The sequence below is a fragment of the Jeotgalibacillus terrae genome, from assembly GCF_016908195.1.
Lineage (GTDB): Bacteria > Bacillota > Bacilli > Bacillales > Jeotgalibacillaceae > Jeotgalibacillus > Jeotgalibacillus terrae.
The window spans coordinates 50,598-68,724 of the sequence record NZ_JAFBDK010000010.1; the positions used below are offsets into that span (position 1 = coordinate 50,598).

An 18,127-nucleotide genomic window follows, 5' to 3' on the forward strand; every position below is an offset into this window, starting at 1 on the left:
AGGTGCTTATGAATAAAAACGGAAATGGATATTCAGAGATGTGTCTCTGGATATCCATTTCCGTTTTTACTATGACAAATATGAAGATCTCTGCAGGTAATTCCGCACTCACGCATCAATCGGCAGTGAATTTCTCCCTTCTCTTACTTCACCATCCTCACTCCACTTTTGCAACATCCGCTTATCAAGCTTCCCCACAGCTGTTTTGGGCAGCTCCGGAACGATATAAATCTGTGCCGGGCATTTATAGCCGGACAGATGTGCCTGGCAGTGCGTGCGAATTTGACTGACGGTTAAGTGTTGGTCAGATAAGGAGACAAATGCGACCGGTACCTCACCCCATTGGTCATCGTGCCGGCCAATGACTGCCTGATCGCGGACGCCTGCCAGCAGATTAAGTACAGTTTCGATTTCCTGGGGATAAATATTTTCGCCGCCTGAGATAATCATTTCCTTTTTACGTCCTCTGATGGTGTAATTTCCGTTTGTATCAAGTTCTGCAAGGTCGCCCGTTTTGAACCAGCCATTGTGGAAAGCCGCTTTTGACTCATCCGGGCGCTGCCAGTAACCGGAAAAGAGATGGGGTCCTTTAATCCGGATTTCCCCTGGCGTATGCGGCGTCTGGATTTCATGACCTTCTTCATCAAATAACCCGATATCTGCGTAGATCATCGGTTTGCCGACAGAACCTTTATAACGCTGGGCGTCATCAAGCGGCATCATAAAATTGTTCGGACCGGCTTCTGATAATCCATAACCCTGTTTAAAGGGAAGCTGATGCTGTTCGAAATATTGATAGATCGACAGCGGGCACGGTGCGCCTCCTGAGAGAAATGTTTTCATTGAAGGAAATGGCCGGTTCCCCAGCTTTCCTGTATTGATCATCATCTGATACATGGTCGGTACGAAAAGGGCGATCGTAATCTGATAATCATTCAGTTCACCGATCACTTTTTCAGGCTGAAATTTGTTGCCGGTCATGACCTGACCGCCTGCCATTAAAATTGGCATGGCCAGTGCATTCAGTCCGCCTGTATGAAAAAGCGGCATATAGGTAAGTGTCCGGTCTGCTTCAGTCAGTCCCCATGAAACGATCGTGTTAATTGCGTTCCATTCAATCGCACGGTTAGAAAGCATAACGCCTTTTGGAGAGCCGGTGGTGCCGCCTGTATAGATCATGACAGAGATGGCTTCAGGCTCTGCCGCACCGGCCGTCATTGGTTGATCCTGCTTTTCCTGTAGGATATCATCAAGCTGGATCACATGGTATGTGCTGTGTTCTATATGGTTTTTCATCTCTTCATCTGTAATGACAAGCGCAGGGTCAGCATCCTGAAGAATTGCTTTTATCTCAGCAGGGTGCAGCCGTATGTTCAGCGGGGTGAAAACGAGTCCCATATAGCTGCAGGCAAAAAGCAGCGGGAACATGTGGATCGTGTTGGCACCGAGAAACGCAATTCGATCTCCTTTTTTCATATTGAAGCGGGAGAGGTATGTCTGCCAGCAGCCAATCCTACTGCCGAGGTCCAGATAGGTCCAGGAATCCTGCGTATCAATGTCCACGAGCGCTGGAGCCGCTGGTGTCATGCTGATGCGTTTTTGAAGCCAGTGAGTTGTTGCGCTCATGAGAGTCACCCTTTCTACATCATAATGCCGCCGTCTACGTGCAGTACGTGTCCGTGTACATAATCAGCTTCATCTGAAGCCAGGAACAGATAGGCATTTGCGATATCCCGTGGTTTGGCGAGCCGCTGAAGGGACACGACAGATGTCATCTGACCGATAATTTTTTCAGGCATTTTCTCAACCATCGGTGTGGCGGTGAATCCTGGGGCAACAGCATTCACCTGAATACCTTTGCGGCCGAGCTCTTTTGCCCACGATTTTGTCATGCCGATCACTGCAGCTTTAGACGCTGCATAATTTGTTTGTCCGACATTTCCGTAGACGCCGCTTACAGAGGAGGTGTTAATAATCTTTCCGGAACCCTGTTCAATCAGGTGGGGGAGCGCTGCGTGTGTCATATGGAAGACGCCTTTTACGTTAATATCCATCACCTGATCAAACTGATCCTCTGTCATTTTGGTAAACATTGCATCACGCGTGATACCTGCATTATTCACCAGTATGTCAATGCGTCCGAAGGTTTCTAATGTAAAAGCGACAGCTGCTTTTGCCTGTGCTTCATTTGAGACATCTGTCTGGCAGAAAGCCACGCGTCCCTGATGATCTGTCAGCTCAGAGACGAGCTGCTCACCCTGGTCCTGATTGTAATCAGCAATCACGACGCGGGCTCCTTCTTCAAGAAAGCGTTCAACAGCTGCCCTGCCGATGCCGCTTGCCCCGCCTGTAATGATGGCTGTTTTATCTTTAAGTCGCATTATTTCTCCTCCTTTATGAACGCATCCATCACACGCACAAGTTCATCGAGCTGATCGACAAGCGGTGAATGCCCGGCATCTGTGAGCTGAACATGTTTTGCGCGGCTGTTGAAGTCACTGACGAGTTCATCTGTCATCTGCTGCGGGACAATCAGATCACGGTCTCCGCTGATGATCAATACTGGTGCTTTGATCGCATCAATTTCGCCTGTTCCTTGTGCTGCTTCATTTGACACGGTACTGATGTTGAATGTATTAAGTGCTGAATAGACGTCTGCAAGATTACGCTGCGTGAGCATATCATCCACGTACGCTTCATATCTCGTTTCATCCGGCTGTTTGTGTGTGTAAATGCCTGCATTCCATACCGCTTTCAATCCTTCACGGTCCTTGTTGTCATAGAGCCCTTGAATATGTTGTGTACGGAGGGGATCCTGCTGAATCTCTTCCTTTGTAGTTAGCCGTCTTACCTTAGTTAAGTCATCAGGGTCCAGATATTGCACAAAAGGATAGCCTCTTGAAGAAGCGGATGCAAGAAGGATAAGGGACGCCACTGCTTCTGGGTGATCGATCGTATATTGCATCACAACAGCGCCGCCAAGTGACCAGCCGGCCAGATGGAAGCGGGTCAGTCCAAGCTGCTGTAGCCAGTCTGCAAGATCTTCAGAAAAGCTTTTGATTGATGTAATTGGTTCATGATAGCTTGAACCACCGAACCCGCGAAGGTCCGGAGCGTATATTGTATAGTCTGACGGGAGTGCTTCAATGAGAAGGTCCCAGTGTTTGGATGAGGTCATATTCCCGTGTACGAGTACGATCACTTCTTCTCCGCCTGGACGCACGCGGTAGGTGATGTCTTCGCCGTTTTGCAGGTGTATAGTTTTCAGTGTCATTCGTCTTCCCTCCATTTAATCACCTGCGCTCCCCAGGCATAGCCGATTCCGGCACTGACCAGCACAACAACTGATCCGGGTCTGATTTTCTTTTCAGCAAGCGCAAGTTCCAACGAGATAATCTGGTCAAACTGACCGATATGGCCGTAATCTGATAAGTAAATTGATTGGTCATCATGGAGTCCGAGCTGCTGCAGGACATACTGATGGGCAGAACGCTTCATATGAAGGATTCCGAGGTAGTCAATATCTGCCTGTGTAAAGCCGCTTTTTTCAAGCGCATCCCGGATGACAAACAGAAAGTTCTGCATTGACTTCGCTTCCAGGCGCGCTTTCATACCCTGTGGATCAGGGACATCAAGCTTATAGCGGTTTGCAGCCAGGTCATCAGCTGTGAGCGGTGCTTTCGTGCCGCCGACAGGTACAATCACGTCTTCAGAAAAGGAGCCGTCAGTGACGATTGAGTTGCCGAGCAGCTCGTTATCTGCCATTTCCTTTGAGAGCACGAGTGCCCCGCCTCCGGATGCGAGATTGAACATAAAGCGTGTGCGTTCATTCTGATAATCAATAAAGTCTTCATTCCGGTAACCGCCGGCGAGTAATACATAGCGGATAGACGGATCTGCTGTCATCATATCTTTAGCAAGCTTCATGGCCATGATGGTAGTACCGCAGCGGAGAGCCGCATCAAATCCCCAAGCACGGGTGGCGCCAAGGCGCTGCTGCATATAGATGGCAGCTGTCCAGAGCGGGTATTCCTTATGCTCTTCTCCGATATAAATGATCAGATCCAGCTGTTTGGCGCTGATGGCTGCCTGTTTGAGTGCTTGTTCAGCCGCCTGTATACCCATTTCAACAGTATGGTCTTCAGGTCCTGCAACCGGCTTTTTTGTAATGCCCATCTTTTCACGGATCACGGTCTCCGGAACACCTGACAGCTCTGCAATCTCGTCAGCAGTCATATAGCGGTCCGGCAGATAGCTTCCGATTCCAGCAATACCGGTCATGATTTCACCACGCTCTTTTTGATCGGGCGGGCCGCTTTGACTTTTTTGCCACTAAGCTTTGCAAACACTCTCTGGATGCCGCCGACAATGCCGCGCGGGAAGAAGATGACAGCGATAATATAGAGAATACCGAACAGGATAATCCAGCGTTCAAAGATCGGATAATCCCTTGCAAGCCCTGACAGATAATGCTGGGCAAGCTCGATGACACCTGCGCCGAGTATTGGGCCGACAAGTGTACCGACCCCGCCGATAATCGTCATCAAAAGGGCGTCAAGCGTAATATCCATTGTCATGACGCTCGTGTTGACGAAACGGAGTGAGACTGCATAAAGTGATCCGGCAAGAGAGGCAATCACACCTGCTGCAACGGATGCAATGACTTTATAGTGCAGCGTGTTAAAGCCGAGAGAGGCCGTACGGTTTTCATTTTCCCTGACTGAAATCAGCACGTGTCCCATGGGAGATGAGACAAATCGCTTTAAAAAGATAAATACTGCAATCAGGCAGCCAAGTGATAGCAGATAAAAGACTAACCGGTCCTGAAAGATCTCGGGTGCGCGGAACGTAAAGCCGTCATTGCCATAAGTCAGGCTGCGCCATTTCTCAGCTGCCACAAGGAACAGACCGGATAAAGCAAGCGTCAGCATAGCAAAGTAATGGCTTTTCAGTCGCAGTGTTAAAATGCCGACGAAGAAGCTGACAACTGCAGCCAGAATAAATCCTACAGCGATCGAAAGAACAAAATAGAGCAGGGTTGGCGCGAATGTATCTAACATAATCCCTGTCGTGTAAGCGCCGATGCCAAAGAACATTGCATGGCCGAATGATACAATTCCGGTATAACCGAGCAGGAGATCATAGCTCATCGCCAGGATTGCAAAAATGAAAATCTGTGTGAGCAGAATCGTCCAGGTTCTCGAATCTGATACAAATGGAAAGATCAGCAGTGCAAGTGCAATGATCAGATAAATGCTTTTATTCAGTGATAATACCTTTGACATGCTTTCACCCCTTTGCCGCAAATAATCCCTGCGGTCTGAAAATTAGTACGAGTGCCATCAGGATCATATTGACGGCAAGCGATAAAGCGGGAACATAATAAGCCATAAAGCTTCCGGCAAGGCCGACCAGAATCGCGGCCAGCAGAGATCCGGGCAGTGAGCCCATGCCGCCAATGACGACAACAATAAAAGCCAGTATGCCGAACTCGAGACCCATTTCGGCATAAACAACTCCGGAATAGGGCGCCATCAGTGCGCCGCCCAGAGAAGCAAGTGCTGCTCCGGCAATAAAGGTAAAAAGAAACACCTGCTTAATATTGATCCCAAGTGCCTGAACCATTTCCTTATTCAATACGCCGGCCCGTACAATTAAGCCGACTTTTGTACGCTTTAAAATGAACTGAATAACGCCAAACACAGCAAAGCCGATTAAAATAATGAACATCCGGTACTTAATCAGGATGACATCACCAACCTCCCAGCTACCGTCAAGGTATGGAGGCACCTTGGCTGCAAGCTGATTAGGCCCGAAGACAACTTTAATCATTTCTGTCAGCACCAGCATAAAACCGAGCGTGATCAGAATCTGCTGGACATGATTCCCGTAAACGGGGGTGATAATAATCTTTTCTGTCACAAAGCCGAGCACAACGCCTGTTACTACAGCTCCGAGAATCGACAGCATAAAGCTGCCTGTTGTGGCATAGACCCATACAGCTGAGAAGGCGCCCCATACAAACAGTCCGCCATGCGCAAAGTTCAGTACGCTCATCAGCCCGAAAATCAACGTTAGTCCTGCAGCGAGTAAAAAAATCAGCATGCCCGTTGACAGGCCGTTAACAAATAAATTAATGAGTAGTTCCATCAGTTTCCCTCCCTAGCCAATCCCGAGGTATTTGCGTTTCATTTCTTCATTTTCAACCAGATAGCCCATTTCACCGGTATGAACAGTCCGGCCGTCATCAATGAGCGTAAAAGTATCACCTACTATTGACGCCATCCGGAAGTTCTGTTCCACGAGTACAATAGTCGATTGTTTTTTCAGTTCATGGATTGCTTCGATCACTGTCCCGATCACAACGGGTGCAAGTCCTTTAGACGGTTCATCAATCAGCAGCAGCCGGCTGTCCTGAACGAAGGCTCTTGCCATTGAGAGCATCTGTTTTTGTCCGCCTGAGAGGTTGCCGCCGTCTTTTTTCCAGAACTTTTTCAGATCCGGGAAAAGTGTTAAGACATAATCAACCCGCTTCGCTGTCGCATCTGACTGATCCAGCATGGCAACCCGGATGTTTTCCTCCACTGTCAGTGTGGAGAAGATGCCCTGATCTTCCGGTACATATCCAAGACCGCTTTTGGCAATTTTGTGTGTAGGCAGCTTTTCAATCGGCTGTCCCTCAAATAAAACAGCTCCGCTTTTTGCGGGATGAAGGCCCATAATGGTTTTCAGTGTCGTTGTCTTACCGGCTCCGTTGCGTCCAAGCAATACGCTGACCTGGCCTTTTGGGGCTGTGAAATTGACGCCCTGCAAAATATGGTATTCGCCTATAAAGGTATGCACGTCACGCATTTCTAACAGATTTGCCATCCTCATATCCTCCCAGGTACGCTTGCTGTACGGTTTCATTTTGCATAATATCTTCCGGCGTTCCGTCTGCCAGCAGCTGGCCGTTGAATAGCACCATAATGGAATCAGAAAGATCAAGAATCATATCCATTTTGTGTTCGATCAGCAAAATGGTTTTATCACCCTGATCCTTAATAGAACGAATCACATTCAAAATCGCCGGTACTTCCTCAAGCGACATGCCGGCTGTCGGTTCATCAAGCAGCAGCACCTCAGTATCGAGTGCGAGCAGCATCGCGATCTCAAGCTTCCGTTTCTCTCCGTGTGACAGCTGGGCAGCGATCATATGAGCCTTGTTATCAAGCAGCACCTGCTCTAACAGCTCATGGGTTTTCTCTGCCAGCCCGTGATAGGAGCGCGTGCTTTTCCAGAATGGATAGCGCACCTTTTCCTTTGATTGAACTGCGAGTCTGACATTTTCAAATACAGTCAGGTTCGGAAATACATTCGTAATCTGAAACGACCGGCCGATCCCACGCCGCGTTCTTTCAACGGCGCTGACTTTGTTCAGTGATTTTCCTTTATAATAAACCTCGCCCTCAGTCGGCTTTAATTCACCGCTTAACAGGTTAAAGAATGTTGTTTTCCCGGCCCCATTCGGCCCGATCACTGATTTGAATTCCTTTTCAGGCAGTGAAAAGGAAACATGATCTACTGCTGTATGTCCGCCGAATTGAATCGTCAGGTTTTTCGTCTCTAATAAAGCCATTTGTTTTCCTCCTTTCCTGTCCATATGCCGTAAGACCAGGAGCCCGTTCTTGCGGCATATGGACAGACGACAATTGTCGTCTGCCCACCTCAACTGTTATGGGTTATTCAAAATAGGTGGTTCTGTATCTTCAGGTGACAGCTCCTTCACTAACACAGGAACCGGATAATCCACGCCTTCCTGTTCTTCAAGCGTGATCGAATACATGGTCTGCAGTGCCTGGTGATCCTCAGGGCGGAATGTCATTGTGCCTTTTGGCGTTTCAAATGACATGCCTTCCATGATGCCGATCAGTTCATCGGCATCAACAGACCCTTCTGATTTCTTCAGTGCATCCACTATCGCAATGGCTGCCGTCATCCCGCCCGGTGTAAACAGATCAGGCACTTCACCGTCATAGCGGGCTTTATGTTCTTCAACCAGCCAGTCATTGATTTCGTTATCAGGAAGTGTATGGTAATACACGCTGAAGCCTTCCATGCCAACGAGCGGCTCCATAATACTCAGTGCCGGAATATCCGGTGCACCGGTTGAGATCTTAATACCTTTTTCCTGAAGCTTCATATCAGCAATCTGGTTCCACGGAGAGTTCGCGCCTGCCCAGACGATGAACAGGTAATCCGGATCCGCTTCAATGACTTTTTGAAGATTTGATGTAAAGTCAGTTGCTGCCGGATCTGCGAATTCCTCCAGGACAATCTCAGCGCCAAGCTCTTCAGCCGCTTCCTTAAATGCTGCTACACCATCCCAGCCGAATGAATAATCCGGTGCGAACGTGGCGATTTTGACACCCTCACCGGCAATAGCCGCAGCACCGGCGACGGCATCCTGGGAAGAGTTACGCGCTGTTCTGAAAATGTATTTGTTGAATTCCTCGCCTGTAATACTGTCAGCCACAGCAGGTTCAACGAGCATGATTTTTTCATATTCCTCAGCAAGGGGAAGGACGGCAAGTGTATCGCCTGAACTTGAAGAGCCGACCAGAAAATCAACTTCATCTTCTTCAAGCAATTTTGTCGCTTTCTGAACGGCGACCTCCGGCTTTGTCTCTGTATCTTCAAATACCACTTCAATTTTTTTACCCGCGACTTCCATGGTGCCGTCAGTTGCATATTCAAGGCCAAGCTCAAATCCCCGCTGCGTCTGCTTTCCGTAAGACTCAAGTGCACCTGTCAGTGAAGCCAGTACACCGACCTTGACTGTGTCATCATCTCCTGACCCGCCACTTCCGGATCCATCAGCCTCATTTCCACAGGCAGCGAGCAGTAAAGCAGAGGAGAGCACAAGTGTGGAACCCCATTTTCTAATCATCGTATTACCCCTTCCCTTCTTTTTGAAAGCGTTTTCTTTCTTCACTGCAAGTGTATGCAGGAGGAGTTACAAATGAGTTACAACAAAAAAACGTCTCTGAACGAATCAGAGACGAATCAGGTCATACATATTTTCAGTCGTTTCCATTGGGGAGACACCAAGCTCCTCACGAAGAACTCTCTCACACGAGGAGTAGAGTTCCATTGCACGCCTGCGGTTTTTCTTCTGATAATAAGCGAACATCAGCAGGCGGTAGGCTTCCTCCCAGGTGATATCTTCAGCAAGAATCTTCTCAGCCCAGTAGATGACTTTATGATAATCCTGCAGGCGCGTATACAGCTGGGCAATCCGCTCCATCACTTCTAAGTAACTTTGATGGAATTGCTCCTGCTCGCGGCGTATTGATTTGCTGTCCGGCACCCGCTCTCCAAACAGCTCACCCTGATACAAGCTGACCGTCTTTTTCAAGACACGCAGCTGAAGCTTCGGGTCTTTTATCTCCGGAGATTTCTCAACTCCGCTTTGCCACTGTTCCGTATCAACCAGGATTCTTACATCCGGCCGGATCCTGTAAAGCAGCCCTTTGCGTTCAATAAAATAAGATTCTCTCCTGGCCTCGCGCTCCGGTTCAATCGCCTTGAGCATTGCATTGTAAGTCACCTTAAAATCCCGTTCTGCCTGCTCGGGTCCGACCTCAGGCCACAATTCATCGTAGATTTCCTGCTTATTCAGGTACCGGGTACGGTTCAGCACGAACAGCGCAAACAGCTCTTTCGCTTTCTCACGGCGCCATTCTTTTTCCGGAATAGACAGTGTGCCTCTTGCTACGTGAAATGCACCGAGCAGTCTGACATGCAGCGTGTAGGAAGGGGGCCTGAGCTCTTCTGTCAGCCCGAGTCTTCTATATATTTTCTGCCGTTTTCCCTCAGACAATTCTTTCGCTGCTTCATACCAGAAAGGCAGTGTCTCTGCAGGGTCAACAGGTCCGAAGAGCGAATGATTTTTGAAGAAAAAATCAAATGACTCAGTCAGAAAGAGATCTGCCAGTTTTTCCAGGTCTTCTTTATTAAAGGTGGACGTCTGTTCAAAATGCCGGGTCTGCAGATAATAGCGCGTGATGAATTCTCCAAACCGGTCGCCGCAGCGCAGGAAACGCTCAAGTGCTTCCTTGAAATCTTGAACCGCCTCATCCGTGCGGCTTTGCTGACCCCGCAAGTGACCTCTGCCAATCAGCAGATATGCAGACAGCCAGTTATCCTGTACCTTTTCAGTTTCCCGGATCGCTGCATCATAGGCTTCAGCAGACTGATCGATCAGACCCTGCATGGCAAGCACTGCTGCAAGACCCATCAGCGGTTCAGCCTTTGCGCGATTCAGGTCATACGTTGTCAGCAATTCAATCGATTTTCTGTAACAGCTGTGTGCTTCATCAAGCTCTCTCACAGGCGAGATCATATGCGCATGACCTTTACGTACGTAGCCAACCGCTTCAATATAGGTCGATCTCTCATCGCGCCCATGTTCCACTCCACGTTCAGCCAGTGTCAGCGCGTCATCAGCCTCTCCAAGCATCGATCTTATAAATGACCCAAGAATCGTTCCCTCACGAAACATTTCAGGCAGCACAGCCGTCTGCTGTTTTTTACTCAGTACGGTCGCACGTGCTTCTTCAAGACGCCCTCTCCTAAGGTGGAGGCGCACATCAGTGTTATGTGCGGGAAGATCTTCAATCCGCATCCCAAAACGTTCCATCAGATGTTCAGCTTCCTCAGCCTGACCAAGATTAACAAGGTTCTCAATCCGGAGACATTTCCACTCCTGAATCATCTCGGGGTCAAAGTCTGAAACTGAACCGGCAAGTGTCAGAGCGCTGTCCAGGTAAGGCTCAGCATAGAGCGGCTGAATCGTATCAATATAGATTGATGCAATCCCGATCATACATTTGGCTTCGGTATAGATATCTTTTTGCACCCGGGCCCGCTCAGCGCACTCAAGATAAGCAGCTTTAGCCTTCTCGTAATAAGCCTTGTAGCGGTAAACTTCTCCTGCAAGGTGATATAGCGAATAATGACTGTTTTTCAAACGATCAGGAACCTGATTCAGCAGATCCTCAAGGTAATCGAATTGACCGCGTGCAATCAGTTGCGGACCGAACTCATTCACCCGTTCAGCCATCTGCTGCTGATTATTGACAACCCGGTAATGGTTCATTGCCTGAATCACATTATTCCGGCCCGCATAATAATCAGCGAGCTGCTGATGCTGTAAAAGCCAAGCTTCCGGCATTTCCGCCTGAAAAGTATCCTGCAAAAACTGATGAAACAGCGCATGGAACCGGTAATGTGACGCCCCGATCTGATGGACAAACATATGAGAATGGAGCATCTCCTTAAGTAAGCGCTTACCTTTTTCTTTGTAAAAATACTCAATGACCTGCAGATCGAATGACTCTGTCAGACTAAGCTGGTAAAGCATAAGCTGTTCATCGGTGGAGCGCTTGCCGACGACCTCCTGTGCAAGAAACTGAAAAAGCTCATCAGTGGGCAGATCAGGCAGTGAAAAATCAGATTCACCTGAGCCTGCAAGATAGCTTCCAATCAGCTGGATCGCAATCGCCCAGCCCTCCGTTACACGGTAAATATCCGAGATTGCTTCGTCAGTCAGCTGAAGCTGATGAGTGTCCTCGTAAAAATACCTGATCTCCTCAGCCTTGAATTGAAGGTCATCAGAAGAAATTTCAACCAGCTGACCGGCACTGCGCAGCTTTAAAAGGTTGGACCAGCGTGGCTTTTGGCGGCTGCAAAGTACGATATGAACCGTATCCGGCAGTAAGGAGATCACTTTTTCCATGAAAAAATTAATACTGAATACGTGATCAATCGTATGAAAATCATCTATGACAATGACAAACTCTTCATCTATCGGTGCCAGTGCTTCGATAAAAGAAGTGACCCAGTTCTGCAGGTCAGAAGGCTTCGGATAATGGGGGAGCGTCCGCTTTTCGCTGAAATCACTGTCCACACCCGGCAACACCCGCTCAATACTCGCCATCAGATAAAGCAGAAAAGGCTGAATATCATCATCATCTTCCTGAGCGGTATACCAGCTGTACAGCCTCTTTTCATCCTGAAGCACATGAGAAAGTAAAGACGTCTTCCCATAGCCGGCCCCGCTGTGAATCAGCGTCAAAGGCGAGCGGTATAACTGCTTCAACTTCGCACTGACTGCTGCACGCCGCAGATAACTTGAATATGTAGCAGGCGCTTTAATTTTGGATTCAAGAATCGGTGTATTCATTCAGTCACCTCCAGTACTTGTACATTCTGATTTTCCGGTAGAAAAATAGAAAACGCTTACATTTTGACTGATTTTAGTATATCAAAACAAGGGTGTGAGAAGTGTAGAAATATGGGGGGATGGGGTAGGGATGGGCTGAGCTTTCTGGAAAGGCGAGATGGTCTGACCTGGACATCGCCTTAATTCCTTCAGCACAATGGCGTGTGGAGCTATTTCCATCAGCGCACGATATTATTTCCTTCACTTCAATTGATAATTCCTTCAATAGGCTTTGCGATTCTCCTCAGCCCCCTAAAAGCGTCATTTAGCGAAATCTGTCTCAGTCAAGTTTTCATTCCTATATTTGTCATATATCAACCTCCTGCTGCATAAGCTTAAACAGGGGGACCGTTTGATCTCCTACAGTCTGCACTGTTTAGATATCTTTGATAAAGGGATTGAGTGGGTGATGAATAAGATGCGAATCAGTGTGGTGGTATGTGCTGTTTTGGCTTTGATACTGTTTGTACAGTTTGAGCTGGATGATCCACGGATACGTCATCATATCAGCGGGCAGCCTGCTGAAGGTCAGACAGTGACTATTATTCAGTCTTCAGAGGATGAATACATAAACAGGTCAGGTGCCAGACAGTTTACACCTGAGCCAAAGCCGCCCGACCGCAAGTATGAAGTGGGCGAGTTTCAGGCAGGAATGAATTTACTGGTGTACGGGCAGCCGGATCTTGAGAGAGCCGGGATTTATTTTAAACAGTTCAGGGAAATTGGTATGAATAGTGTCACGATTACTTTTCCTTTTTATCAGTCAGGTTGGCAGGCGAGTGAAGTAAGTGCAGATGCTGTTATGACGCCTTCTTTATCTTCACTGGATAGCCTGATTAAAGCGGCACAGCGGGAAGAGTTAAGTGTAATGCTGCGTCCGACCATGGATGAGCAAAGCCTGATTGCGACCGGGCACTGGAGGGGGCAAATTCAGCCAGGTGATCCCGCTGCTTGGTTTGACAGCTATCAGTCATTATTGCTCGAATACGCTGAATTGGCGGAGGCTAATGAGGTTTCTTATTTTAATATTGGCACTGAGCTTAATTCGATGGAAAGCTATAGCGATAAATGGATTGAGCTGATTAATGCCATTAGAGGGCGGTATAGTGGGGATTTAATTTATTCTTTTAACTGGGATACAGTTGAAAGTGTGTCATCTCTTAATTTTGTGCAGCACCTTGATCACGTCGGCATTGACGCCTACTTTCCACTTGATGCGCCGGATAGTGCTGACGTTGAAGAGCTGTCAGCTGCCTGGGAGCAATGGACAGTTGATCTTTCAAAGCAGCTTGACCATCCATCAGTGATCATCACAGAAGCCGGTATGATACCGGTTGCCGGAGCTCACCGGACGCCTTATGCGTGGAGCATGCCGGATGGAGTTGTGGATAGACAGGCACAGGCGAATTATTATTCAGCAACTTTTAGCGCGCTGAAGCCTTTAAGTAAAGGGATCTATTGGTGGGGGGTGGCACTTGATCAGGAAGTGGACGTGGAGACCGTTGATTACTCCCCGCTTCATGGACCGGCAGAAGATGTGATCAGGAAGCTACTTTTAAAAGGAGAGCCCACCGGATGGATAGTGGTGCCGTGAGAGGGAGGAGGCTGGAGGCTTGGCTCCGGCTTCCGTAACGGATCGGGTTGGACAGAGCACCCGTTTTCATTCTTTCGAAGTGGAAGGCGATTCCTTCAATGTTGAAATGATTCCATCAATTTGCGAGGGAATTCCCTCAGAATGACAATGATTCCTTCAGCGCAACTGCGTCTGGTACTATTTACATCAGAATGCGATGTTTTTCCCTCACCCCGGTCGACAGCACACCCTGCGATTCCTTCAGCCTCAAACTGCCGCATTGAGCGAAGTCTGGGTCTGTCCCAGACTTCCTTCTAGGAATGCTTCCTCACCTTATTATGATGTCTCCCAATCGGCACAACAAAAGGCGAGCCTGAAATCGGATCTTTCATGACTGTGCATTTCAGTCCGAAGATCTCTTCGATCAGCGGGCTTGTAATGATGCTTGATGGATCTCCTTCTGCAATGAGTTTTCCCTCACGCAGTGCAAAGATATGGTCTGCATAACGGGCAGACAGATTAATATCGTGGAGAACCATCACAATCGTCGTGCCGTATTTACGGTTCAGATCAGTGAGCAGATCAAGGATCTCCACCTGATAGGTAATATCGAGATAAGTAGTCGGCTCATCAAGAAACAGGATGTCCGTTTGCTGAGCGAGCGCCATGGCGATCCAGACGCGCTGGCGCTGACCACCTGAGAGTTCATCAATATGACGGTCAGCGAATTCTGTAATATTCATAATATCCATGGCTTCACTGACAGCTTCATAGTCTTTTTGGCTCCAGCCTTTCATAAATGACTGGTGCGGGAAGCGTCCCCGGCCGACTAAGTCTGTAACAGTAATGCCTTCAGGTACGATCGGTGTCTGAGGCAGCAGCCCAAGCACGCGTGCCAGCTTCTTCGGTGGAATTTTATGGATCGGTGTACCACCGATTGTTACCTCCCCGGCTGTCGGCTTGATCAGTCTCGCCATCGTCTTCAAAAGGGTGGACTTTCCGCAGCCATTGGCACCAATGATGATACTGATCTCATTACTTGGAATCGTAACATCAATGTTATGAAGAATAGGCGTTTGATCATATCCGGCAATCAGGTTGTCAGTACGGAAAGTATGTGTCTGTTTCATTATAAGTCTCCTTTTTGATTCATTCTGATCAGCAGGTAAATCAGGTAAGGTGCACCAAGAATTCCTGTGATGACGCCTACAGGATACCGTGCAGTAAAGGCGAACTGACCGATCAGATCAGATGCGAGTACCAGAATAATACCGACAAGGCCTGCCGGGATCGTTCCTGAGAAGCCTGCACCGACAAGTCTTTTAGCAATCGGTCCGGATAAGAACGCGATAAAAGCAATTGGCCCTGTAGCGGCTGTGGCTAAAGCGATAATCATGACAGAGCTGACAACGAGTAGAAATCGTGTCTGACCCGTATTAACGCCAAGTGATGTTGCGGCCTGTTCACCAAGCTCAAGCATATCAAGCCTTCTGCCCAGGGCAAGAATAATCGGTGAAAAAATCAAGACGGTGACAATTAATGGATACAAACCTTCAGTAGTAGCCCCGTTCAGACTCCCTGTCAACCATCTCATCGCAGTTGGAATATCATTCTCCTGTCCGATCAGCAGCAGGTAGGATACGACTGCATTCAGCATCGCCTGAATCCCGATACCAACAAGAATTAACCGACCGATGGAAAATGAAGTACTTCTCGAAAGCGTGAAAATAACGAGTACAGTAACCAGACCGCCAATAACAGATGATACCGACACAAACGTACTGCTGGCCTGCAGCACAATGATGCTGAACACAGCAGCAGCACTGGACCCTGCTGTAATTCCGATGACATTCGGATTAGCAAGCGGGTTTCTGAGCATCGTCTGGAACACATGACCTGCCACACCAAATGCAAATCCTGCAAACACACCTGCAATCATTCTTGGCAGCCTGATGGTTCCGACTGCAAAAGAGGCTCCGCTGACATCCTCACCCATCAGTACGCCAATCACGTCTGAGACCGGATAGATCGTGTTGCCGATCATCAGCATTGCACCGGCTAGTATAAAGGAAAGAACAGCCAGAATGATCGTGACAGTAAGAAATCTGCGCTGTCTTTTTATTCTTCCTGATTTTATAGGGTAAATCAATTCGTTCATCATAATGCACGCATTTTCGCTTTCATTGTAATCAAAATTAACACAGGGGCCCCGACGAACGCTGTGACAACACCGACTTCAAGCTCTCCGGGACTTCCAAGTACGCGTCCTGCGACGTCTGAAATGCTCAGAATAATCGCACCTGAGATGGCAGACATCGGAATCATAAAGCGCAGATCCGGTCCGATCATCAGCCGGATCAGGTGAGGCGCCAGAAGACCGATAAAGCCGATTGGTCCTGCAAGCGCGGTTGTCACACCGCATAACATGACGCCGCCAAGCGCGGCAATCAGTCTGAGTGTTCCTGTTTTCACACCAAGCCCTTTGGCAGCTTCATCACCTAAAGCCAGCGCATTCAGTGCAGGTGCTGTGACAACAGCAATAATCAGACCAACAACGAGAAATGGAATAAATACCGTGACTGAATCCCACGTGCCGGCCCCAACGCTGCCTACCTGCCAGAATCTGAATTGGTCCATGACGCTCGAACGGGGAATCATCACAGCCATGACAAGTGATGATAATGCAGCGCTTGTCGCAGCGCCCGCTAAAACGAGCTTAAGGGGCGTGGCACCGCCACGACCCATTGCACCAATTCCGTATACAAAAATAGCAGTCAGTATTGCACCTGCAAGGGCAAAGACAATAAACTGTGCTGAACTGTTAATGTTGAAAAACGCAATCCCGCAAACGACGAACAATGCAGCCCCTGTATTCACACCGAGAATACTCGGGTCAGCAATCGGGTTCCGGGTAACTGATTGTAACAGTGCCCCGGACACCCCAAGTGCTGCGCCGCACATTAAGCCGAATACTGTTCTTGCAATTCTCTGCCGTACAACATTTGCTTCATGGGTCTGAACATCAGCATTGAATAAACCTGTAATAATGTCATTCATTGCGATGGCCCGCGATCCGAATGCAAGTGAAGCAAATATACATACCGCTAACAGGATCAGAGAGATCACCAGCAGCTTAAAGAAATGCTTCGGCAAATGCCACTGCTTCTGTGCTGTAACGGAAAGATCATTCATCTTACTGCTCTAGCTTACTGACAGCTTCCGACATAAGTGACAGGTACTCGTCAATCGTGTACTCAATTGAAAGCGTACTTGGTGTACCTGCTGCTGCAAGCGGTGTGTTGTCCCCGATAATCACAACTGATCCTCTTTCGATTGCAGGCACCTGACCAAGAATCGGATCATTTTGCATCGCTTCGAGCGTATTCTCATCTCCGTAAGAAACAAGTACATCAGCATCATTCAGCATATCAGCATTTTCTGCACTTGCTTCAATATAGAATGCATTTGGATCAGTAAATTCATCTAACAGACTATCCGGATATTCCATGCCGATCTCACCAAGGAAAGCACCACGCGGATCTTCAGGTGAATACACAAAGAATGAAGAAAGATCAGCAGCGTTAACACTTAAAAATGCAGCTGTTTTCCCTTCGAATTCAGGATATTCTGCTACTTTATCAGCAATCAGCTGCTCAGTATCCGCGATCAGCTGTTCACCTTCTTCAGCCATGCCCATTGCCATTGAATTGTATGTTACCTGCTCCCGCCACGATGAAACCCAAGGCGCTTCCTGGTAAGCAACGACCGGTGCAATCTGGCTTAATGTATCGTACTCTTCCTGCGTCAGACCTGAATATGTAGCAAGAATCACATCAGGATCAACATCGGCTACCGCTTCAAAATCAATGCCGTCTGTATCCTGGAAAAGCACCGGTTCTTCCCCGCCAATTTCTTCAATTGCTTCAGCCGTCCATGGAAGCATCCCGCTGTCATCCTGCACGCCGTAGTTTGCAGCAGATAATCCAACCGGCATCACGCCAAGAGCAAGTGGTACATCGTGGTTAGACCATGCAATCGCCGCAATACGTTCAGGTTTTTCTTCAATCGTTGTTTCACCTAAAGCGTGTTCAATGACGATTGGATATTCAGAAGAAGATGCCTCAGTGTCAGTCGATTCAGTCGTTTCTGTATCTGTGTCTTCTGACGCTCCTGTATCTTCAGTTGAAGAGTCATCTGAACAGCCTGCAAGTGCAAGCATCAGCATTGTTGACATTGATAAGGTAAATATAGAAGACTTTCTTTTCATACCCATTGGATTAATTCCTTCT

Annotated in this window: 15 protein-coding genes; 1 reads left to right on the forward strand and 14 read right to left on the reverse strand. The window is 48.1% G+C overall.

Annotation, left to right across the window (positions count from 1 at the left end):
• Positions 1–108: 108 nt before the first annotated feature.
• From JOD21_RS11540 to JOD21_RS11585, 10 genes are all read right to left on the reverse strand, one after another.
• Positions 109–1,626 (reverse strand): class I adenylate-forming enzyme family protein, encoded by a 1,518-nt coding sequence (locus JOD21_RS11540; RefSeq protein WP_204729765.1) that lies wholly within the window; start codon positions 1,624–1,626, stop codon positions 109–111.
• A 14-nt stretch (positions 1,627–1,640) separates the two neighbouring features.
• A complete protein-coding gene (gene fabG / locus JOD21_RS11545) occupies positions 1,641–2,381 on the reverse strand; it encodes a 3-oxoacyl-ACP reductase FabG (RefSeq protein WP_204729766.1) in 741 nt (246 codons plus the stop codon).
• On the reverse strand, positions 2,381–3,274 hold the full coding sequence (gene phaZ / locus JOD21_RS11550; RefSeq protein WP_204729767.1) for an intracellular short-chain-length polyhydroxyalkanoate depolymerase: 894 nt from the start codon (positions 3,272–3,274) through the stop codon (positions 2,381–2,383). The genes fabG and phaZ overlap by 1 nt, the downstream gene beginning before the upstream one ends.
• Positions 3,271–4,284, reverse strand: a complete 1,014-nt coding sequence (locus JOD21_RS11555; protein ID WP_380269690.1) for a 3-oxoacyl-ACP synthase — start codon at positions 4,282–4,284, stop codon at positions 3,271–3,273. Before JOD21_RS11555 ends, phaZ begins: the two co-directional genes overlap by 4 nt.
• Positions 4,278–5,285: a branched-chain amino acid ABC transporter permease gene (locus JOD21_RS11560; protein ID WP_204729769.1), complete on the reverse strand. Its 1,008-nt coding sequence runs from the start codon at positions 5,283–5,285 to the stop codon at positions 4,278–4,280. Before JOD21_RS11560 ends, JOD21_RS11555 begins: the two co-directional genes overlap by 7 nt.
• Before the next feature lie 4 nt (positions 5,286–5,289).
• The gene (locus tag JOD21_RS11565) at positions 5,290–6,150 is read right to left on the reverse strand and encodes a branched-chain amino acid ABC transporter permease (RefSeq protein WP_204729770.1); all 861 of its coding nucleotides are present in this window, start codon (positions 6,148–6,150) and stop codon (positions 5,290–5,292) included.
• Between the two features lie 12 nt (positions 6,151–6,162).
• Complete coding sequence (locus JOD21_RS11570; RefSeq protein ID WP_204729771.1) at positions 6,163–6,870, reverse strand: ABC transporter ATP-binding protein; 708 nt, start codon at positions 6,868–6,870, stop codon at positions 6,163–6,165.
• Positions 6,845–7,618, reverse strand: a complete 774-nt coding sequence (locus tag JOD21_RS11575) for an ABC transporter ATP-binding protein (RefSeq protein WP_204729772.1) — start codon at positions 7,616–7,618, stop codon at positions 6,845–6,847. Before JOD21_RS11575 ends, JOD21_RS11570 begins: the two co-directional genes overlap by 26 nt.
• A gap of 96 nt (positions 7,619–7,714) precedes the next feature.
• Positions 7,715–8,929, reverse strand: a complete 1,215-nt coding sequence (locus JOD21_RS11580) for a substrate-binding domain-containing protein (RefSeq protein WP_204729773.1) — start codon at positions 8,927–8,929, stop codon at positions 7,715–7,717.
• A gap of 105 nt (positions 8,930–9,034) precedes the next feature.
• Complete coding sequence (locus tag JOD21_RS11585) at positions 9,035–12,226, reverse strand: AfsR/SARP family transcriptional regulator (protein ID WP_204729774.1); 3,192 nt, start codon at positions 12,224–12,226, stop codon at positions 9,035–9,037.
• Between the two features lie 448 nt (positions 12,227–12,674).
• Here JOD21_RS11585 and JOD21_RS11590 point away from each other — a divergent pair, with 448 nt between their 5' ends.
• On the forward strand, positions 12,675–13,859 hold the full coding sequence (locus tag JOD21_RS11590) for a glycoside hydrolase family 113 (RefSeq protein ID WP_204729775.1): 1,185 nt from the start codon (positions 12,675–12,677) through the stop codon (positions 13,857–13,859).
• Between the two features lie 293 nt (positions 13,860–14,152).
• On the opposite strand, the gene JOD21_RS11595 is transcribed toward JOD21_RS11590, so the two are convergent.
• The 4 genes from JOD21_RS11595 to JOD21_RS11610 are packed head-to-tail and all read right to left on the reverse strand — an operon-like array spanning position 14,153 to position 18,111.
• Positions 14,153–14,968, reverse strand: a complete 816-nt coding sequence (locus JOD21_RS11595) for an ABC transporter ATP-binding protein (protein ID WP_204729776.1) — start codon at positions 14,966–14,968, stop codon at positions 14,153–14,155.
• Positions 14,968–15,999, reverse strand: coding sequence for a FecCD family ABC transporter permease (locus JOD21_RS11600; RefSeq protein WP_204729777.1), 1,032 nt, complete (start codon positions 15,997–15,999; stop codon positions 14,968–14,970). Before JOD21_RS11600 ends, JOD21_RS11595 begins: the two co-directional genes overlap by 1 nt.
• Positions 15,996–17,030 (reverse strand): FecCD family ABC transporter permease, encoded by a 1,035-nt coding sequence (locus JOD21_RS11605; protein ID WP_204729778.1) that lies wholly within the window; start codon positions 17,028–17,030, stop codon positions 15,996–15,998. Before JOD21_RS11605 ends, JOD21_RS11600 begins: the two co-directional genes overlap by 4 nt.
• A 1-nt stretch (position 17,031) precedes the next feature.
• Complete coding sequence (locus tag JOD21_RS11610) at positions 17,032–18,111, reverse strand: iron-siderophore ABC transporter substrate-binding protein (RefSeq protein ID WP_204729779.1); 1,080 nt, start codon at positions 18,109–18,111, stop codon at positions 17,032–17,034.
• Positions 18,112–18,127: the final 16 nt, after the last annotated feature.